Raw genomic sequence first — 19576 nt, 5'->3', positions numbered from 1 at the left:
CAATAAATGCTTCGATGGCTACAATCGTAGTCACTTCAAGGCGTCCGACAAAACGACCAATTTTCACGTCAATGTGAGGAAAATTAGCAAATGGACCTCCGCCAGCTGCCTGCGCTGAACGCGATTCGCGCGTTCGAAGCCGCCGCCCGTCACGAGAATTTCTCGCGCGCCGCCGACGAGCTGTACGTCACGCACGGCGCGGTCAGCCACCAGGTGCGCGCGCTCGAGGAAGAGCTCGGCATACAGCTGTTCACGCGCAACGGCAAGCGGCTGTGCCTGACCGACGCCGGCATGCGCTACGCGCAGCAGATCCGCACCGCGCTGATGGTGATCGCCGACGCGACGCGCGACGTGCGCGCGAGCGACCGCGACCGGCGGCTCGTAGTGTCGATGCTGTCGTCGTTCGCCGCGCGCTTCATCACGCCGCGCATCGGCACGTTCATCGAGCGGCATCCGGAAATCGACGTCGAACTGCAGTCGACCAATTCGCTCACCGATTTCGCGCGCGACGACGTCGATCTCGCGATCCGCTTCGGCAACGGCAACTATCCGGGGCTGCACGTCGAGCCGCTGTTCGACGAGGTGTTCTTTCCGGCGTGCTCGCCGACGCTGAATGGCGGCAAGCTGCCGCAAACGCCCGCCGATCTCGTGCACTACAACCTGCTGCGCTCGGACGACGAGCTGTGGCGGCCGTGGTTCGACGCGGCCGGCCTCAAGACGCTGACCGAACCGAAACGGGGGATTCTGTACCAGGATTCGTCGAACCTGCTGCTGGCCGCGATCGACGGCCAGGGCATCGCGCTGGTGCGCCGCTCGCTCGCGGTGCACGACCTGCTGGACGGACGCATCGTGCGCCTGTTCGACATCGACGGGCCGAGCCCGTGGCACTATTTTTTCGTGTGTCCGCCGCCGCTCCTGAACACGCCGCGCGTGCAGGCGTTCAGAACCTGGCTGCTTCAGGAAGTCGCCGAATACAAGCGGCTGTGCGACGAGCTGGACGCGCGGCGCGCGGCGGGGAAGACCCCCGCCGAGTGCGCGCAAGAGGGAGGATGGAAGGCGCTCAGAGTACGACCTTGACCATCGGATGGCCGGTCAGTGCGCGATAGATGTTGTCGAGCTGTTCCTGGCTCGTCGCCCGGACGGTGATCGTGAGGCCCGTGTAGTTGCCGCCGCTCGACGCACGCTCCTCGATCTTCTCGACATCGATCTCGTTGTCGTGAACAGCGACGACCTTGAAGATCGTGTCCTTGAACTCGGGATGCGCCTTGCCCATGATCTTGATCGGGAAATCGCACGGGAACTCCAGCAGCGACTCCTTCCGGGTATCGATCGCGCCGGTCACCTCGATGGTTTTGGTCGGTTCGCTCATCATTTTCTCCGGGTTAGGTCAAACTGTTCAAACTCGCGCGCCTTCGCGCGCTGGTACGCTTCATACAACGCCGCGAACACGGGGCCCGGCTTGCCGCCCTGCACGGGCAGATCGTCGAGCGACGTGACGGGCAGCACTTCCTTCGTGGCCGACGTGATCATGATTTCATCGGCCGCCCGCAATTCCACCTCGCTGATCTCGCGCGCGACGAACGGGATCTTGCATTCGTCGGCCAACTGCTCGATCAGCGCGTAGCGGATCCCTTCGAGGATCTTGTTGCTGCGCGGCGGCGCGAGCAGCTCGCCGTTCTTCACGATCCACACGTTCGACGACGAGCCTTCCGTCAGGTTGCCATCGCGCAGCTGCAGCGTCTCGAATGCATCGCGTTCGGCCGCATGCTGCGCCATCAGCACGTTGCCGAGCAGCGAGATCGACTTGATGTCGCAATGCAGCCAGCGGCGATCCTCGGCCGTCACGCAGCGCACGCCCTTCGCACGCTCCTCTTCCGACGGCAGGCGCAGCGGGCTCGTCATCACGAACACCGTCGGCACCGCGTTCGCCGGGAACGCGTGGCCGCGCTTCGCGACGCCGCGCGTCACCTGCAAGTAGACGAGCGCGTTGCCGTCGCCGAGCCCTCCGGCATTCGCCGCGACGACGCGCTCGATCAGCGCACGCCAGCCCGCGTCGTCGTGCGGGCTGGCGATGCCGATCTTCTTCAGGCTGCGCTCGAGCCGCGCCAGATGCTGTTCGATCCGGAACGGCACGTGCGCGCCGTCGTGCGCATAAACGGGGACGACTTCATACACACCGTCGCCGAAGATGAACCCGCGATCGAGCACCGGTACACGGGCTTCCGACAGCGGCACCATTTCCTCCTGCGACGAGACGCTGAGGTAGACGATCGGTTCGAATTCGGCTTGGCTCATGGCAATGACAGATGGGGATGAAGTCGTGAAAACAAAGGCCCGTCGTGCTTACTTCTTCTTGCTGAACATCAGCAGGATCGAGTCCCAGATACGCCCGAAGATACCCGCTTCCGGCACGGCCTGCAGTGCGACGACCGGGAATTCGGACAGCGTCTTGCCGTCGGCGACGATCTTCACGGTGCCGACCTGCTGGCCTTCCGCGAACGGCGCGATCAGCGGCGCGTTGACGGCGACTTCGGTCTTGACCTTGTCGCCGAGGCCGCGCGGCACGGTCGCCCACTGGTCGCCCTTCACGCCGACCTGCACGGTGTTTTCCTTGCCCTTGTAGATGCGCGGCGTCGAGATCGCCTGGCCGCCCTTGAACAGGCGCACCGAATCGAACGCGCTGTAGCCATAGTTCAGCATCTTCATGCTGTCCTGCGTGCGCTCGCCTTCCTTCTGCTCGCCCATCATCACCGACACCAGGCGGCGCTGGCCGTCCACGCCCGGAATCGCGCGCTTCGCCGACGCGATCAGGCAGTAGCCGGCCGCTTGCGTGTGGCCCGTCTTCAGGCCGTCGACCGTCGGGTCGAGCCACAGCAGGCGGTTGCGGTTGCCCTGGCGGATGTTGTTGTACTTGAATTCCTTCTCCGAGAAGATGCTGTAGTACTGCGGAAAATCGCGGATCAGGTGGGCGGACAGCTTCGCGAGGTCGCCGGCCGTCGTGTAGTGGTTCGGGTCGGGCATGCCGTTCACGTCGGCGAAGTGCGTGCCCTTCATGCCGAGGCGCTGCGCCTCGTCGTTCATCAACGTGACGAACTGCCCTTCGCTGCCGCCGACGAGTTCGGCCAGCGCGATCGCGGCGTCGTTGCCCGACTGGATGATCATCCCGTACACGAGGTCGTGCACCGACACCGGCTTGTTCGCCTCGATGAACATGCGCGACTCGTCGCGGCCGACGCGGCGCACCGCTTCGCTCGGCGTGACGATCTGCTCCATCGAGATCTTCTTCTTGTCGAGCGCCTCGAACACGAGGTACGCCGTCATCAGCTTCGTCAGCGATGCGGGCTCGACGCGTTCATCGGCATTGCCCGATGCGAGCACCGTGTTGCTGGTCGCGTCGACGAGCACCCATGAGCGCGCATTCACGCCCGGCGGCGGCACCGCGCCCGGCATGTAGGTCGCGGGCGCGCCGGTGAACTGCTCGGCGGCGGCCGGCGCCGCATGCGCGGCCTTGGCCTTGGCGGCCGGCTTCGCCTCGGCGACGACGATCGTCGACGCGAGCGCGACTGGCAGCATCACGCCGAGCGCGACGTTGCGCGCGGCGGTGCCGAAGGCGATGGAGGAAGCGAGGGACTTGAGGCCTTGGGAAGACAGACGCATGATCGATTCAGGCTGATGGCAGAAAGTGCGGTGCGAAACGCGCAGGGTTGAACGGCAAGGCGGCGGGCGTTTCGGGCACTCGCCCGAAACAGCAGGCGACGCGAAACGCGCCGGTTGGACTCGTGCGGACGCGTTCGGTTCGCGGCCGTCGCGAGCGGGCGGACAAGCGGCGAAACGAGCGCCGCATGGGCCCAGCCGGGCCGCGGGCGACGCGAAATGCGGCCATTATACGTGGCCGCGCAGGGCGTTTTCGCGAACCTGGCGCCGGACGGCCGCACATCGGCATCGAGCGCAGGGTGCCGGCAAGCTGCGCGACATCGCACGCGAAGGTGTGCGAAAGGCGTGCGCAGGCGAGGTGGAAGTCGGGTGGCGCCGCACGCTGCGGCGCGATGTCGCGCGGGGCGCGCGCGTCCGGCGCGTGCCGGCGGTCGTAGGCGCCAGGCGACGCGGGCCGCCGGCGTTACGCCGGCACCCGCGCGCAGGCTAGCGCCACGCGTCGACGATGATGCGCTTCAGCACGTGCAGCTTGCGATGCAGGAAATGCTCGGCGCCGGGGATCACGACGACCGGCAGTTCCTGCGGCCGCGCCCAGTCGTACACGGAAGCGATCGGCACGGTGTCGTCGGTTTCGCCGTGGATCACGAGCGTGTTCTCGGGCACGTCGGCCACCTGCCAGCGGCTCGCGGCCGTGCCGACGAACACCATCCGTTCGATCGTCTCGCCCGCGTCGCGCAGGCGCTTCGCGACATGCGACAGCACGAAGGTGCCGAACGAGAAGCCCGCGAGCACGAGCGGCAGGTCCGCATACGCGGGCTGCGCGCGCATGTGCGCGAGTACCGCGAGCAAGTCGTCGGCTTCGCCGGTGCCGTTGTCATGCACGCCTTCGGTCGCGCCGACGCCGCGGAAGTTCGACCGGAACACGACGTAGTTCAGTTGCACCAGCGTGCGCGCCAGCGTTTGCGCGACCTTGTTGTCCATCGTTCCGCCGAACAACGGGTGCGGATGCGCGACGAGCGCGATGCCGCGCGGCGCGGCGCCGCTTTCGCGCACGGCATCGGGGAGGTCAACCGCGATTTCGATCTGCCCGGCCGGGCCCGCGATCAGCGACTTCTGCGTATGAACGTTCATTCGGCCGGCCCGCTCAGATCTTCAGGCGGTCGACGACCTTGCCGTCGCGCAGGTGCGATTCGACGATCTCGTCGATGTCGGCCTGGTCGACGTACGTGTACCACGTGCCTTCCGGATACACGACCATCACGGGCCCTTCCTCGCAGCGGTCGAGGCAGCCGGCCTTGTTGATACGAACCTTGCCGGGCCCCGCCAGGCCGAGTTCCTTCACGCGCTTTTTCGCGTATTCCTGCATGGTCTGCGCGTCGCATTGCGCGCAGCTCGGGCGCTCGGCACCCGGATCGCGCTGGTTCAGGCAGAAGAAGACGTGGTGCTGGTAGTAGGAATCCATGATGGTGACGAGCGGCCCGGCGCGAGACGGGCGGAAAGAGGAGCGATTGCCGCTGCGCGGGGCAACGGGCGTGTAGTGTTCGGTGCCAAGCGGCGCTTATGGCCAGCGGATTCGTGCTCGTGGCAAGGTGCAAACCGCAGCGATGCCTGGCGGCATCGCGAGGATTTGCAACGCGGCCACGGGCGCGAAGGCGCCGCACATAAGCGCCGCTTGGTGCCGAACACTGCACTCATGCGGACGATTATAACGAGCGGCGCACGCCGCTGCCCGCGATACCACTGCCGCGCCGCCGCAGCCACAACTTCAACGGCGCAACGCGGCCGGCAGCCACGCGTGCTCGACGCGCTGGCCGAGCCAGATCAGCGCCGCGTAGGGCCAGATCCACGCGAGCCAGCGCGCGAGGCTGTTGAAGTGCACGTAGCGGCCCTGCCGCCAGCCCGACAGCGTGAAGTCGAAGAACGGATTGACGGGCAGCAGGTTCACGAGCGCCACGCCAGCCAGCAGCGCGAGCGCCGCAAGCGTCGCGCGCCAGGTCGCCGGCACGTGCAGCGCGACGAGTGCGGCCGCGAAACCGAGCTCGATCCCGAGCCGCGCGCCGGGCGTCGCCCATACGACGACAAGGCCGGTGGCCGACTGCATGAACGTCGCGGCCGCCTTCAGCACGAGCGTCGCGGCGACGAGCGCGATCAAGAGCCGGATGCGTGGTGCGTGCGGCCGCATCGCGAGCGACGCGATCGTCAGCGCGGCGAACAGCATCAACCCGCCAAGCGCGGCCTCCCACGCGGAGTCGGACAGCCAGCCGTCGACGCGCTCGGGCCATTCGCCCACGCGCCACGCGGCCGGCAGCCATGCGAGCAGCGCGTCCTGCATCGACGCGTCGGCACGCTCCCACAGCGCGGCCGGCCAGTCGCCGATGCCGAACAGGAACGGCGACGGGAACAGGATCGCGAACGGCCACAGCCCGGCGAGCAGCAGCGGCGTCGCGCCGTCGTCCTCGAACCACGCGAAGCGCAGCCGGCGCAGCGCACCGCGATCGAGCAGCGCTCCAGTGGCCGGCGCAACCAGCGCCGCGCCCAGCAGCGCGCCGAGTGCGTTGGCCGCGAGATCGAGATTCGACGCGACGCGCGTGGGCAGGTAGGTTTGCAACGCTTCCATCGCGCCCGACAGCAGTACGCCGAGCCCGCCCGCGATCAGTGTCGCGGCCACGCCGCGCCAGCGCGGGTGCAGCGCGAGCACGCCGAGCGCGCCGAACGGCAAGTAGCCGAGCACGTTCGTGACCACGTCGAACGCGGTCACGTAGCGCTGCATCGGCGCGAACAGGTAGTCGAACGGCCCGATGCCGAGCGACACCCAGCCTCCAAACGGATACAGCGACGCGTAAACGATGAGCGCCGCGTAAGCGGCAAAGGCCTGCCGCGCGAGCGGCGATGCGCGAGGGGTGCCGGTCGCGCTCATCGCGGCTGCGCGGCACGCGTCACGGCGTGCCCGCGTATGCCTGCATGCCGACCCACGCGGCGATCTGCGACACGAGCTGGTCGCTCGCCGTCGCGAGCGCGCGGGCACCGCCCGCCGCGTCGGGTGTGCTCGACGGCGCACGCGCGATGAACGTGCGCTGGCCGAGCACCTTGCCGTCCAGCGTCAGCGTCGCGCGTGCGGTGACGGCGCCGTGGCTCTGCGACTGGCCGTCGAACACCTGTTCGAATTCGTTCAGGTCGACCTTGAGCGTCGGCGCGCGCACGCCGTCGGATCCCTCGAGCACCGTGCCGCGCGACGACAGCGCACCACGCAGCCGCTGCGTGAGCAACTGCGCGGGCGGTGCCGTCCAGCGGCTGTCGCGATAGACGGCCACGTGCTGTGCGTCCACGTACGCGAGGCGGTAGGCGAACTTGTCGGAGTCGAGCGCGTCGGGCGCGGCAACGTCGAGCACCTTCAGCGCGGGGCCCGGGCCTGCGGTCACGACCGACGTCGCCGGCCCGAGGTCGTAGCGGACATTCGACAGCACCGCGCTGTTGCCGGCGCAGCCGGCTGCGAGCGACAGCGTCAGCACGGCAAGCGCGGCCGCGGCCGGACGCAGCGCGCGGTCAAGGATTCGTGGCATGGCGTGTTCCTGCATGATGTTTCCGGTTTCGATGGGTGTCACTGCCCGGCCGTCGCACCCGGCCAGGCGAAGCCCGGCTCGCCGGGCCCCGGCGCCGCGCCGGGCGAACCGAACAACAGACTGCGCGGGTTGCGGCCAAGTTCACCGGCCACGTCCTTCAATTGCCGCGACGCGTCGCCGACGCTGCCGGCCAGCGCGTTGAAACGCGGCAGCGTGTCGTACTGCACGCGCGCGTTGAGATCGTTCAGCGCGACACCGATCTGATCCGCGGCCGTCCCGGCCTTGTTCAGGTTCGACACGAGCGGCCCGTTCGGCTGCAGCAGCGTGTTCGCCGACGCCATCGCGCGGTTCACCTCATGCATCGTTTCCGGCAGCGCAGTGACCGCCGGGCCGAGCTGCTTCGTCAGCGTGGCGGCGCCATCGGCCGCGTGCTGCAGGCTTTCGGCGGTCGCGCGCAACTGCTCGCGCATCTCGGGCGACATCAGCGCATTCGCGCTCTTCGCAGCCATTTCGAGCTGCCGCAGCAGCACGTCGCCGCGCTCCTGGATCTGGTCGAACAGGCTCGGCCGCATCGGGATCTGCGCGATCGCCTTCGTCGACGACGGCAGCGGCGACAGGTCGCGCCCCGTGTCCTCGAGCTGCACGAACGCGATGCCCGTCACGCCCTGGAAGCCGAGGCTGCCGTAGGTCGACTGCGTGATCGGCGCGTCGTGGTCGACGAGGATCCGGATCCGGATCTGGCCCGGGTGCGCGCGATCGAAGCCGATCGACTGTACCTTGCCGACGTCGAGGCCGCGAAAGCGCACGGCCGCGTCCGGGAACAGCCCCGTCACGTTGGTACGCGCGAGCAGGTCGTACGGCACGCGCACGGTGCGGTCGACGTTGAACCAGAACACGGTGCCCGCGATCGCGAGCGTCAGCGCGATCGTGAACAGGCCAGCCCAGAACGCATGTGATTTGTTTTCCATTCGCGGATTCCTTCGTTCCTACAGCTCGACGCTCGACAGCGCCGGTTCGAGGGCCGCCTTCGGCAGCTTCGCGCGCCGCTCCGGCGGCAGCGCCTGCAATGCGCGGCGCCCGCGCAGCCCCAGGAAATATTCGTGGATGAACGGATGGTCGACGTTCGCGGCCTCCTCGACGGGCGCGGCGACCAGCACCTTGCGGTCGGCCAGCACCGCGACGCGCGTCGACAGCGCGACCATCGTATCGAGATCGTGCGTCACCATCACGACGGTCAGCCCGAGCGTGCGATGCAGCGTCGCGATCAGCTCGACGAATTCGTCCGACGCCTGCGGATCGAGGCCGGCCGTCGGCTCGTCGAGGAACAGCAGCTCGGGCTCGAGCGCGATCGCGCGCGCAATGCCGACCCGCTTGACCATCCCGCCCGACAGGGCGGCCGGCATCTTCGACGCGTGCTTGCACGGCAGCCCGACCATCTCGAGCTTCAGCATCACGATGTCGTGCAGCAGATCCGGCGGCACGCGGCCGAGCTCGCGCAGCGGCTGCGCGACGTTGTCGAACACGGTCATCGACGAGAACAGCGCGCCCTGCTGGAACAGCATCCCGGAGCGCGTGCGCATCATCCGCGCGCTCGCGTCGTCGATCGTCGCCGTATCCTCGCCGAATACCTTGATCGTGCCCGACGTCGGCCGCTCGAGGCCGAGGATCTGCCGCACCAGCGTGGTCTTGCCGGAGCCCGAGCCGCCGACGATCGACACGATCTCGCCGCGCCGCACGTCGAAGTCGAGCTTCTGGTGAATGATGTTGCGCCCGTAGCGCTTGGTCAGGTTGCGCACCTCGATCACGAGGTCACCGGCATCGGCCGCCGCGGCCGGCCGGGTGCCGACCGACCCGGCGCCGATGGCCGCGGCATGCGCGGTCGTTTCGTTCGATGCGTTCATCCGAGCCCCACGTTCTGGAACAGGATCGCGAACACCGCGTCGGCGAGGATCACGACCGTGATCGACGACACGACCGACGTGGTCGTGCCTTCGCCGAGGCTCTGCGAGTTCGCCTTGATCCGGAAGCCGAAATGGCAAGCGACCAGCGCGATCAGCATGCCGAACACGACGCCCTTGCCGACCCCGATATACAGGTTCGCGATCGGCACGACGCCCGGCAGCGAGCGCACGAAATAGTTGACGTCGATCCCCAGCACGAACTTCGCGGCAAGCGCGCCGCCCGTCAACGCGATGATGTTGGTCCACATCACGAGCAGCGGCATTGCGACGCCGAGCGCGAGCACGCGCGGCAGGATCAGCCGCAGCCCGTGCGGGATGCCCATCACGCGCATCGCATCGAGCTCCTCGGTCACGCGCATCACGCCGATCTGCGCGGTGATCGCCGAGCCCGAGCGGCCCGCGACGAGGATCGCCGACAGCACCGGGCCGAGCTCGCGGATCACCGACAGCCCGAGAATGTTCACGATGTAGCGGTTCGCGCCGAACGTCTGCAGCTGCTGCGCGGACAGGTAGCTGAGCACGATGCCGATCAGGAACGCGACCAGCGCGGTGATCGGCAGCGCCTGCGCGCCGGCGCTGTAGATGTTCGCCGAGGTCTCCTTCCACGGCATCGTCTTCGGGCGGCGCAGCACCGACAGCGCGTCGAGGATCACGCGGCCGAACATCGCGATGCCGCCCTGCAGGTGCTCGGCGAACGCGAACAGCATGAGGCCGAAGCGCGTGATCGGGCCGAAGTGCACGACGCGCTCGGGCGCCTCGCGCCCGCTGTCGAGCCGCTCGATGCGCTCGAAGATCGTGCGCTGCGTGGCGCTCAGCGCGACGCCGGCCGGCAGCTTGCGGCCCCACACGCGCCACAGCGCCTGGCCGCCGACGTGGTCGAGCCGCTCGATGCCGGACAGATCCCATTCGCTCACGCGCCCGGACGCGATGCTCGCGATACGGCGCGCCACCGCGCCGCGATTGCGCGCCAGCGCGAGCGCGGTCCACTGGCCGTACAGGCGCACCGTCTGGCCCTGGCCGCCGGCGTCGACCGACAGGCCGGGAGGAGTCTCGAAGTCCAAGGGCAGGTTGTTTGCAAAAAGGTGACAGCGGCCATTGTAGCGAACCGCCCGGCGACGCGACGTGAGGATTTCCGTGGGGACGCCTGGCCGGGGGCGCCGGCCGGGGCACGCCGGCGCGGGCCGGGGCGGCTGCCCCGGCGTGCGCGCGGCAGCCGCCGCCCCTTGCCCGTTGCCTGCGTCATCACCTTTCATTCTTCCGTCACGATTCCTTTCGATACTCTCACGCGCCGCACATCAGGCCGTCGGCGCCCCGCGCCGTCATTCGTTGCGACTCTCGCATTTCATAAAACAGAAGACCGAACAGGACAACCGATGCGTCTCCCCCTGCTTTCCCGCCGTCGCGTGCCGGCCATCGCCGCGCTCGCCAGCCTCGCCTTCATCCTTGCCGCCTGCGGCGGCGACGACGTCACCTCGCCGCCGGTGACGCCGCCGGCGGCCCAGGCGCCCGTCGGCACGACGGCCACGCTCGCCCTGCTCGAGACGACCGACCTGCATACCAACGTGCTGTCGTATGACTATTTCAAGCTCGCCGCCGACAATTCGCTCGGCTTCGAACGCGTATCGACGCTGATCGCGCAAGCCCGCGCGCAGTATCCGAACACGCTGCTGCTCGACAACGGCGACACGATCCAGGGCACCGCGCTGTCGGACTACCAGGCGCTCGTGAAGCCGATCGGATGCGACCAGACGCTGGCGATCTACAAGGTGATGAACGCCGCGAAATTCGACGGCGGCGGGATCGGCAACCACGAATTCAACTACGGGCTGCCGTACCTGTCGCAGGTGACCGGCAACACGTTCGAGATCGACGGCCTGCCGGCGCCGGCCCAGCAGAAGAAGTGCGCGGGCCCGAACTTCCCGCAGGTGCTCGCGAACGTGATCAGCGCGAAGACCAACGCGCCGCTGTTCACGCCGTACACGATCCTGACCCGCACCGTGACGGCCACGACGCCGGACGGCAAGACGGTCAGCGCGCCCGTGAAGATCGGCATCATCGGCTTCACGCCGCCCGCGATCATGAACTGGGACAAGCGCTGGCTCGACGGCAAGGTCTATACGACCGGCCTGAAGGAAGCCGCCGAGAAATACATTCCGGAGATGCGCGCGAAGGGCGCCGATCTCGTCGTCGCGATCTCGCACGGCGGCCTCGACAATTCCGCGTATTCGCCGACGATGGAGAACGGCAGCTGGTGGCTGTCGAAGGTGACGGGCATCGACGCGATGCTGATCGGCCACTCGCACCAGGTGTTCCCGGACGCGAACAGCACCGTGTCGCAGTTCAACCTGCCGGGCGTCGACAAGGTCAAGGGCACCGTCAACGGCGTGCCGACCGTGATGGCCAACTACTGGGGCAAGCACCTCGGCGTGATCAAGCTCGGCCTGAAGTTCGACGGCAAGACGTGGAGCGTCGACAAGTCGCTAACGACCGTCGAGGCGCGGCCGATCCAGAACGCCGACAAGAGCTACGTCGCGGCCGATCCGTCCGTGTCCGCCGCGATCGCCGCCGAGCACCAGGCAACGATCGACTACGTGAAGACGCCGATCGGCTCGACCGACTACCGGATGAACTCGTACTTCGCCGATGTCGGCGACCCGGGCGCGATCCAGATCGTCAACGAGGCGCAGGCCGACTACGTGAAGACCTACGTGCAGGCGAACCTGCCGCAGTACGCGTCGCTGCCGGTGCTGTCGGTCAGCGCGCCGTTCAAGAGCGGCTTCGGCGGCGGCACCGACTACACCGACGTCGCGCCGGGCGCGCTCGCGATCAACAACGCGGCCGACCTGTACCTGTATCCGAACACCGTGTACGCGGTGAAGGTGAGCGGCGCCGACGTGAAGAACTGGCTCGAGACGGCCGCGAAGCGCTTCAACCGGATCGACCCGACCAAGGCGACCGTGCAGCCGCTCGTCAGCACGTTCCCCGGCTACAACTTCGACATGTTCACGTCGGCCGATCTCGCATACGAAATCGACGTCACGCAGCCCGTCGGCAGCCGGATCAGGAACCTGACGTACAAGGGCGCGCCGATCGACCCGAACGCACAGCTCATCGTCGCGACCAACAACTACCGTGCGAGCGGCGGCGGCAACTTCCCGGGCCTCGACGGCAGCAAGACGATCTTCGCGTCGCCCGATGCGAACCGCGACGTGCTGATCGCGTTCATCAAGAAGCGCGGCGCGATCACGCGCGCGGCCGACGGCGCGCAGCGCAGCTGGCGCTTCACGAAGCTCGCGAGCTCGGTCGCGCACGTGCAGTTCGCGTCCGCGCCGAACCGTCTCGGCGATGCGGCGGCGGCGGGCCTGACCGGCATCACGCAGGTCGCGGCCGACGACGGCTCGGGCAAGAACCTCGCCACCTACGAGATCGACCTCACCCAATGAGACACGCGATGCAACCGATCCGGACGATGCGGCCGGCCGAAACCGGCCTCGCCGCTGCCGCGCGGCGCGTGCTGCGCGCGAAACTCCCGCCGGCCGCGCTGCTCGCGGCGGCGGCCGTGACCGTCGCGGCCGTCGTCGCGGCGACCGGCCTGCGCGGCGCCGGCCCCGCGCCGAGCGCCGCGCAGCTCGACGAGTGGCAGGCGATGGTCACGCAGGCCACCGAGCCGCACGCGCTCGCGCAGCTGCGCACGCTGGCGCGGCGCGGCTCGGGCGACGCGCAGGCGGCGCTCGGCATCGCGCTCGTCGATGCACGCGAACCGGGGCTGCGCGACGAGGGGCGCGGCTGGCTGGAGACGGCCGCGGCGGCAGACAGCAAGGCCGACGCGCCAGCCGCCCGACGTGCGCAGCTCGCGCTCGGCAAGGCGCTGCTGCTCGGCAGCAGCGACATGCCGAAGGACTACGCACGCGCCCGCACGCTGCTCGGCGAAGCGGCCGCGCAGGGCGACCCGGCCGCCGCGTATTACCTCGGGCTGATCTATCGCAGCGGCTACGGCATCGCTGCCGATCCCGTGCAGGCTGCACACTGGTTCGAGATCGCGTCGCGCGCGGACATCCCGGCCGCGGACTTCATGCTCGCGAACGCGTACCGCGAAGGCAGCGGCGTGCCGCGCGACGACGCGCGCGCGCTGGCGCTGTATCGCCGGGCCGCCGAGCACGAACTGCCGGAAGCCGTGCAGACGCTCGCGATGGCCTATCGCAACGGCGAGCTCGGGCTCAAACCCGACGCGGACGAATTCCACGCGCAGTGGATCGAGACCGCGCACGCGCTGAAACACCCGGTCGTCGCGCCGTAACGTTCGTCCGCACGCACCGGCATCCCACCGGCTGCATGACGCGCATGCCCCGACGCCCCGCGCATCGATCACCCGGCAACGGAGTCGATCGAGGGGCGCGGGCGTACGCGCCTGTTGCATTGCCGCCCCCCCGGCTGCTCCACGTCGATCGTTCGATACGCGGCATTGCATTAACATGCAGCCTCACAATAAAACCTGAGAGAACTGCATCCATGTCCCATCGCCTTTCCAGGCTTGGCGCCGCTGCCGTCGGCGCCGTCGCCCTCGTCATTGCCGGCGCACCGCTCACCGCACTCGCCGCGCCGCCCGCCCAGCCCGACATCTTCAACGCCGCGCTTTGCAAGCCGCCGTTCACGTCGGATCTGATGGACTCGATCTACAACATCGCCAAGGCGGCCGATCCGAAGCCGGACGAATCGATGCTGGGCGCCGCTGTCTATCGACTGCCGGAGCCGATCCACCGCGACGGCTTCACGACGCAGCAGGTCGTGTTCGTCAGTACCGGGATCGGCGTGCTCGTGGACGGCGAGGTCGCCGACCAGCTCGCGAAACGCTACCAGCTCGCCCTCGAGAAGGGCCACCTGCTGGGCGCGTCGTCCGTCGGCTATTCGCGCCGGCTGACGGTTCGCGGCCCGGGCGGCGCGCTGATCCTCGTGTCGGCCCGCCAGGGCCCGGCGCTGAAGGGCAAGACGCTGCTGGCCTGCGAAATGACGTCCGAGGAGGACATCAAGGCGCTGGAGCGGATGGAGATGCGGCGCTAAGGAGATGGAGCGCTGGCGCGCAGCAACGCCACTGCGGGGATATCTCACACGCGAATACCGTACGTTACTTCTGCTCCTGCAAGACCGTACCGCACGGATTCTCGCAACCTTCCGATGAACACGCTGGAATGAACTCTATCTCTATCTGATTGCGTTCACTCGACGGAACAACGGAGTTGCTTCTCCAGATTTTAGAGTCCATGTGAATCCGATCTTTTGCTACGCCGAGATCGAGCAGATACGCTCGGACAGCATTGGCCCGAGTACGGGCGATCGAAATTGCGTCGCGCTCGTGCTCGTCGGCATATCCGTAGATCACGACGGGACCATTGTTGGCCGCACTGTTCCGAACGGTCACCAACAAGCTGGCGAGCGCAATCCGGTCAGCATTCGAAATGGCCATGACGCCGAGGTCGAGCTTACTTGAGTATTGCAAGGAAAAGCTGCAAGCAAACACGACGCCTGAAGCACAAAGCCCCACAAGGCTAATCGATGCACAAGATATACCACGCAATATTGTCCGCATTCCTGATCGCCATTGTCGGGACCTCTTTGGCGAGCCGCCTGCTGAGAAATTGTCCATAGGTGTTCTTGTAGTCAATCGCTCCGAATGTATCCCGAAAATGCACACACTCGTGAACAATGGTCAGTTGCATCGAGGAAAACGTACCCGCGCTCGTATCCGGAAGCTCACAGAACTTCGGGGAAATCGATATCGTGTGCGTGGCGGTATCGGGGCCGCAAACGTGCGCAACTTCGCCGTCTAGATTTTTCGTATTTGGCGTACAGCCGAGAGCCCGATCAAGGTCGGGATCGGAGCGAACGAAATTCCTTGCCGTCAATCCCTTCATGACCGTGATCAACGCCACCAATCTGCTCGTCAGCGCACCGCGAGTGGGCTCGTCGGCGACCCCGAACCACTCTCTGACTCTCGCCCGCGCCGGCTCTCTCCAGACATCGAGTTCGTCGACTCTCTGCGTGATTATTTTTACGGCATCGTCGCGCAACGTCAGGACTTTCTTCCGAAATTCCGCATCGGTCATGTTTTTGCAGATGGGCGGCCCGTCGACTGCCAGTAAAAGCTCAACCTTCGAACCACGCGTCGTATTCGTTATGGCCGAGTCATGCACGGTCACGTATTCGTAGTCATCGTGCGGCATGGCCATGCTCCACTATTTCAATTCGCAGTTTCTCCGAATGACGCGTCGCTACGCGCTGTGTGTGCCCGGCACGATCAGTCATACCGCTGAAGACCTGGCCGGAACTGGTATGTATTCGATAAGGCACACATACCAAGGGCTGCCCCGTCTTCTCGTTTTTCAATACATACTGCTCGTCGCATTCCGCCCCAGAGACAGGCGAGTGAGAATGATCGTCTCCCAGTTCTTTCGGCTCAGTCGCCCCGTCACCGACCCGCATCCTCATGCCTCGCTCGGCATAGAACACAGGCGGCGGACTGCACCCGCATGCATTGATATCTCCACTCAACGCCCATCCCTGACCATTCGGCGCCCTGCCGGGCAAGCGCGGGCCTTTCGGCGCGACAAACCCCACCTGCTCGCAAGCCGTGCAGTAAGTTTTCATGTAGAGCGTGGCGATCTGCACACGCGGTGGCGGATTGGAACACGTGACGCATTCCAATCCCTCGGTGATCGTCGCGCTGCCGCCCCGATCGCCCTTGGCGAGGAAATAGCGGATCATGCGCCGTCACCTCGGCTCATCGCGCCCGAGCAACGCTCATCCGCGAAAGTACCGGGCCCCGCCCCTCCGCCAACGGTCAACGAAGACTCGTTTAACCATTTCTCGCCACCATTCATCCGGATTCCCTCTCGTCGCTATCAGCGCAATCTCATCGCACCAAAATGCACGATCGGCACCAGGAAATCCATCATACGAATTCGAACTTCTGCCCCATCGATATCGGTCGGCGATGTTTCGTCAATTGATCAACCGGAATGTCGGTGCGGCATTTCTTCCGGCTCGCATGCCCATGACTACCTGAACGTAACTTCCTTCGATTCGGCACGAGCACATACGCGCGAAGCGTCGGATACCAATTGGCCCCTGTCCCGGGGAAATGACTATTACCCCGCCCGACGCGCGCCAGCGCCCCCTGTCGCTACAATAGGCGCCATGAACGCCCCCACCTCCTCCGACACGCCCGATTCCGGCGACGCGCACATCGCGCGCAGCCGGCTCGAGGCCCATCTGGACGCCGCGCCGCGTGCGTGGCCGCTCGACGTCGTCGCCGCCACCGGCTCGACCAACGCCGACGTCGCCACCCGGCTCAAGGCGCTGCCGCGCAATGCGAACGCGCTACCCGCGCCGCTCGTGCGCGTCGCATTCGAGCAGACGGCCGGCCGCGGCCGGCAGGGCCGCCCGTGGTTCGCACAGCCCGGCAATGCGCTGCTGTGCTCGGTCGGCTGCATCGTGCCGCGCCCCGTCGACGCGCTCGGCGGCCTCAGCATCGCAATCGGCGTTGCGCTCGCCGAAGGGCTGGCCACCCTGCCGCTCGACGCCCGCTCGCGTGTCGCGCTCAAATGGCCGAACGACCTGCTGCTGACCGCCACCGATGACGGCACGCCGCGTATCGTCGGCAAGCTCGCCGGGATCCTGATCGAAACTGCCTGGGCGAGCGCCGACGCCACCGCCGTCGTGATCGGCTTCGGCATCAACGTGCGTGGCGCGGAAGCCGTCGCCGCGCAGGTCGACGCGCTGCGCGCGCGCGAAGCGACGCTTGCAAGCGGGCTGCCGCCCGCCGCACTGTCGATCGCGTGCGCATCGGCCAACCTCACCGATACGCTCGCCGCGTCGCTGAACGCACTCACGCCCGCGCTCGCGCAATTCGGCGCCGAAGGGCTCGCGCCATTCCTGCCGCGCTGGCACGCGCTGCACGCATTCGCGGGGCGCGAAGTCGTCCTGCTCGAACAGGGCGTCGAACGCGTGCGCGGCATCGCGACGGGCATCGATGCGGCCGGCCGGTTGCTGCTCGACACACCGAACGGCGTGCAGGCGATCGCCGCCGGCGACGTGTCGCTGCGCGAAGCGCAATGAACGAGCCGCACCTGCTGATCGACGCCGGCAACAGCCGGATCAAGTGGGCGCTCGCCGATGCGCGGCGCACGCTCGTCGAGACGGGCGCGTTCGGCCACGCGCGCGACGGCGGCGCCGATCCCGACTGGTCGAACCTGCCGCGTCCGCGCGGCGCGTGGATCTCGAACGTCGCGGGCGCCGACGTGGCCGCCCGGCTCGACGCGCTGCTCGACGCTCGCTGGCCAGGCCTGCCGCGCACGACGATACGCTCGCGTCAGACGCAATGCGGTGTGACGAACGGCTATACGACGCCCGAACAGCTCGGCAGCGACCGCTGGGCCGGCCTGATCGGCGCGCACACGGCGTTTCCGGGCGAGCACCTGCTGATCGCGACGTTCGGCACCGCGACGACGCTCGAGGCGCTGCGCGCGGACGGCCGCTTCACGGGCGGGCTGATCGCACCGGGCTGGGCGCTGATGATGCGCGCGCTCGGCACGCACACTGCGCAGTTGCCGACGCTGACCACCGACATCGCGAGCGGCCTGCTCGCAGGCGCACCGGCCGAACCGTTCCAGGTCGATACGCCGCGCTCGCTGTCGGCCGGCTGCCTGTACGCGCAGGCCGGGTTGATCGAACGCGCGTGGCGCGATCTCGCCGACGCGTGGCAGGCGCCCGTGCGGCTCGTGCTGGCCGGCGGCGCGGCGGATGACGTCGCGCGTGCGCTGACGGTCCCGCATACGCGGCACGACGCCCTGATCCTGTCCGGGCTCGCGCTGATTGCCGCGGAAGCGGCAGCCGCAACGGCAGCGCAGGAGTGACGGAAAGGCGCCGGCGCACGGCGACGCAAGCCCCGGGCGGGCCCGCGTCACGATGAAGGTGAAAGACGCGCGGCGCCACGACGGCAGCCCGCGCGCACGGTCGACGGCAGGAATGAAAAAGCCGGCCATGCGGCCGGCCCGATGGAATGACGTGAACCACGTCAATGACGACGAGGAGTGTCGACGATGCTGCGCTGGCTGATCGCTGTTCTCTTTCTCGCCAACATGCTTGCGTTCGTGGTGGCGCGCGGCGTGTTCGGGCCGCTGCCGGCGGCCGGCCCGCGCGAACCCGGCGTGCTGGCGCGGCAGGTGCGGCCCGATGCGCTGCGCGTGACGCCGCTCGCGCACGCCTCCGACCAGCCCGTCATCGGCGGCCCGATCGCGCCGCCAGCCGTCACGGCCGAACCGCTCGCGGCGTCCGCACCCTGACGGCGCCGGGCCTCGCTCAGGACTGCTGCGCGCGCACCTTCTTCAGCAACGCGGTGGTCGAGCGATCGTGCTCGAACGGAATCGCCAGCGCACGGCCACCCCAGCCACGCACCAGCGCCGATTCCGGCAACGCGTCCATGTCGTAATCGCCGCCCTTCACGAGAATGTCCGGCCGGACGGCCTCGATCAGCGACACGGGCGTCTTTTCCTCGAACGTCACGACCCAGTCGACGCTTTCCAGCGCCGCGAGCAGCGCCGCGCGGTCGTCTTGGCGATTGATCGGCCGGTCGTCGCCCTTGCCGAGCATGCGTACCGACGCGTCGCTGTTCACGCCGACGATCAGGCATGCGCCGAGCGCTTTCGCGTCGGCGAGATACGTGACGTGGCCGCGGTGCAGGATGTCGAATACGCCGTTGGTGAACACGACAGGCGACGGCAGCGACGCACGCAGGGCGGCGAGGGCATCACGGGTGATCAGCTTGCGTTCGAAAGTGGCGGACATGATGGAGGTCGGACGGGATGGGCAACGGCGCGCGCGGCGGACCTGACGGCAGGACGCGGCGGCGCCAGATAAAAAGCCCGCCGGACCGGCCGGGCGGGCTTCATGCAACGGATACGAAACGGCGCCGCACAGGGCCGGCGCGACTCACGCCGGCTGCAGCGCCAGCCGGCCTCAGGCCGGCTGAGCGGCCGACGACGGGCCGCTTTCGGCCTGCAGGCGGCCGGTGACTTCCTTGCGGTAGCGGTTCAGCTCCTGCGCGGTTGCGAACGTGCGCTCGAACAGGATCGACAGGTTGTGCAGGATCCGCTCGACGACCTTCTTTTCCCACTCGCCGTCGAAGCGGATCTGCTCGTCGAGCCAGCGCTCGAGCCATTCCGGATCGGGCAGGCGCGACTGCACGGTGTCGCGCGGGAACAGCGCCTGGTTCACGTGCAGGTTGGTCGGGTGCAGCGGCTTCTCGGTGCGGCGCGCCGATGCCATCAGCACGCCGATCTTCGCGAACGCGGCACGTGCGACGTCGCCGCAGTTGTTCAGCGCCTTCTTCATGTAGCGCAGGTACGC

The 19576-nt window shown here is 67.7% G+C and carries 21 protein-coding genes and 1 pseudogene; 7 read left to right on the top strand and 15 right to left on the bottom strand.

The genetic code is table 11. The annotated features are described in order from the left end of the window. Positions 1 to 90: 90 nt before the first annotated feature. Positions 91 to 1077 carry a transcriptional regulator GcvA gene (locus B7G54_RS28640; RefSeq protein WP_085042104.1) on the top strand — a complete coding sequence of 329 codons (987 nt, stop codon included), beginning with the start codon at positions 91 to 93 and terminating at the stop codon, positions 1075 to 1077. On the opposite strand, the gene B7G54_RS28635 is transcribed toward B7G54_RS28640, so the two are convergent. The 10 genes from B7G54_RS28635 to B7G54_RS28590 form a co-directional block, all read right to left on the bottom strand. Beyond that, positions 1061 to 1369 (bottom strand): HP0495 family protein, encoded by a 309-nt coding sequence (locus tag B7G54_RS28635; protein WP_011353335.1) that lies wholly within the window; start codon positions 1367 to 1369, stop codon positions 1061 to 1063. The two genes, B7G54_RS28640 and B7G54_RS28635, sit on opposite strands and share 17 nt — an antisense overlap. Continuing rightward, on the bottom strand, positions 1369 to 2295 hold the full coding sequence (locus B7G54_RS28630) for a D-amino acid aminotransferase (protein WP_085042103.1): 927 nt from the start codon (positions 2293 to 2295) through the stop codon (positions 1369 to 1371). The genes B7G54_RS28635 and B7G54_RS28630 overlap by 1 nt, the downstream gene beginning before the upstream one ends. Before the next feature lie 48 nt (positions 2296 to 2343). Further along, positions 2344 to 3657, bottom strand: coding sequence for a D-alanyl-D-alanine carboxypeptidase family protein (locus B7G54_RS28625; RefSeq protein ID WP_085042102.1), 1314 nt, complete (start codon positions 3655 to 3657; stop codon positions 2344 to 2346). A 483-nt stretch (positions 3658 to 4140) separates the two neighbouring features. Beyond that, on the bottom strand, positions 4141 to 4785 hold the full coding sequence (locus B7G54_RS28620) for an alpha/beta hydrolase (protein ID WP_085042101.1): 645 nt from the start codon (positions 4783 to 4785) through the stop codon (positions 4141 to 4143). Positions 4786 to 4798: 13 nt separating this feature from the next. After that, positions 4799 to 5116, bottom strand: a complete 318-nt coding sequence (locus tag B7G54_RS28615; protein WP_006485233.1) for a (2Fe-2S) ferredoxin domain-containing protein — start codon at positions 5114 to 5116, stop codon at positions 4799 to 4801. A gap of 303 nt (positions 5117 to 5419) precedes the next feature. Beyond that, positions 5420 to 6571, bottom strand: a complete 1152-nt coding sequence (locus B7G54_RS28610; protein WP_085042100.1) for a VanZ family protein — start codon at positions 6569 to 6571, stop codon at positions 5420 to 5422. Between the two features lie 19 nt (positions 6572 to 6590). Beyond that, complete coding sequence (locus B7G54_RS28605) at positions 6591 to 7229, bottom strand: ABC-type transport auxiliary lipoprotein family protein (protein ID WP_425266526.1); 639 nt, start codon at positions 7227 to 7229, stop codon at positions 6591 to 6593. 23 nt (positions 7230 to 7252) lie between these two features. Beyond that, a complete protein-coding gene (locus B7G54_RS28600; protein WP_085042099.1) occupies positions 7253 to 8182 on the bottom strand; it encodes an MlaD family protein in 930 nt (309 codons plus the stop codon). Between the two features lie 18 nt (positions 8183 to 8200). Next, complete coding sequence (locus B7G54_RS28595; protein ID WP_085042098.1) at positions 8201 to 9115, bottom strand: ABC transporter ATP-binding protein; 915 nt, start codon at positions 9113 to 9115, stop codon at positions 8201 to 8203. Continuing rightward, complete coding sequence (locus B7G54_RS28590; RefSeq protein ID WP_085042097.1) at positions 9112 to 10236, bottom strand: MlaE family ABC transporter permease; 1125 nt, start codon at positions 10234 to 10236, stop codon at positions 9112 to 9114. The genes B7G54_RS28595 and B7G54_RS28590 overlap by 4 nt, the downstream gene beginning before the upstream one ends. A gap of 312 nt (positions 10237 to 10548) precedes the next feature. On the opposite strand from B7G54_RS28590, the gene B7G54_RS28585 reads away from it, so the two are divergent. From B7G54_RS28585 to B7G54_RS28575, 3 genes are all read left to right on the top strand, one after another. Then, positions 10549 to 12618 carry a bifunctional 2',3'-cyclic-nucleotide 2'-phosphodiesterase/3'-nucleotidase gene (locus B7G54_RS28585; protein ID WP_085042096.1) on the top strand — a complete coding sequence of 690 codons (2070 nt, stop codon included), beginning with the start codon at positions 10549 to 10551 and terminating at the stop codon, positions 12616 to 12618. A gap of 8 nt (positions 12619 to 12626) precedes the next feature. Continuing rightward, positions 12627 to 13472 (top strand): tetratricopeptide repeat protein, encoded by an 846-nt coding sequence (locus B7G54_RS28580; protein WP_085042095.1) that lies wholly within the window; start codon positions 12627 to 12629, stop codon positions 13470 to 13472. Positions 13473 to 13684: 212 nt separating this feature from the next. Further along, positions 13685 to 14233 (top strand): hypothetical protein, encoded by a 549-nt coding sequence (locus B7G54_RS28575; protein ID WP_085042094.1) that lies wholly within the window; start codon positions 13685 to 13687, stop codon positions 14231 to 14233. A gap of 64 nt (positions 14234 to 14297) precedes the next feature. On the opposite strand, the gene B7G54_RS28570 is transcribed toward B7G54_RS28575, so the two are convergent. The 3 genes from B7G54_RS28570 to B7G54_RS28560 all read right to left on the bottom strand — a co-directional run bounded on the left by B7G54_RS28570 (position 14298) and on the right by B7G54_RS28560 (position 15934). Beyond that, positions 14298 to 14636 carry an OmpA family protein gene (locus B7G54_RS28570; RefSeq protein ID WP_165765632.1) on the bottom strand — a complete coding sequence of 113 codons (339 nt, stop codon included), beginning with the start codon at positions 14634 to 14636 and terminating at the stop codon, positions 14298 to 14300. 82 nt (positions 14637 to 14718) lie between these two features. Beyond that, positions 14719 to 15393, bottom strand: a complete 675-nt coding sequence (locus B7G54_RS28565) for a M35 family metalloendopeptidase (RefSeq protein WP_165765631.1) — start codon at positions 15391 to 15393, stop codon at positions 14719 to 14721. Continuing rightward, positions 15380 to 15934: a PAAR domain-containing protein gene (locus B7G54_RS28560; RefSeq protein WP_085042091.1), complete on the bottom strand. Its 555-nt coding sequence runs from the start codon at positions 15932 to 15934 to the stop codon at positions 15380 to 15382. Before B7G54_RS28560 ends, B7G54_RS28565 begins: the two co-directional genes overlap by 14 nt. Positions 15935 to 16366: 432 nt before the next feature. Here B7G54_RS28560 and B7G54_RS28555 point away from each other — a divergent pair, with 432 nt between their 5' ends. The 3 genes from B7G54_RS28555 (at position 16367) to B7G54_RS28545 (ending at position 18513) form a co-directional block, all read left to right on the top strand. Beyond that, a complete protein-coding gene (locus tag B7G54_RS28555) occupies positions 16367 to 17287 on the top strand; it encodes a biotin--[acetyl-CoA-carboxylase] ligase (RefSeq protein ID WP_085042090.1) in 921 nt (306 codons plus the stop codon). Further along, positions 17284 to 18084: a type III pantothenate kinase gene (locus B7G54_RS28550; protein ID WP_085042089.1), complete on the top strand. Its 801-nt coding sequence runs from the start codon at positions 17284 to 17286 to the stop codon at positions 18082 to 18084. The genes B7G54_RS28555 and B7G54_RS28550 overlap by 4 nt, the downstream gene beginning before the upstream one ends. 186 nt (positions 18085 to 18270) lie before the next feature. Beyond that, positions 18271 to 18513, top strand: a complete 243-nt coding sequence (locus B7G54_RS28545; RefSeq protein WP_085042194.1) for a hypothetical protein — start codon at positions 18271 to 18273, stop codon at positions 18511 to 18513. Positions 18514 to 18529: 16 nt separating this feature from the next. Here B7G54_RS28545 and rfaE2 read toward each other — a convergent pair whose 3' ends face one another. Together rfaE2 and B7G54_RS28535 are read right to left on the bottom strand one after the other, a co-directional pair. Next, entirely contained in the window at positions 18530 to 19015 is a 486-nt protein-coding gene (rfaE2, locus tag B7G54_RS28540) for a D-glycero-beta-D-manno-heptose 1-phosphate adenylyltransferase (protein ID WP_085042088.1), read from the bottom strand. A gap of 171 nt (positions 19016 to 19186) precedes the next feature. Then, positions 19187 to 19576: pseudogene (locus B7G54_RS28535) on the bottom strand (ferritin-like domain-containing protein); the annotation flags it as partial.

The organism is Burkholderia puraquae (assembly GCF_002099195.1).
GTDB lineage: Bacteria > Pseudomonadota > Gammaproteobacteria > Burkholderiales > Burkholderiaceae > Burkholderia > Burkholderia puraquae.
This window is presented reverse-complemented; position numbering and strand designations above follow the sequence as displayed.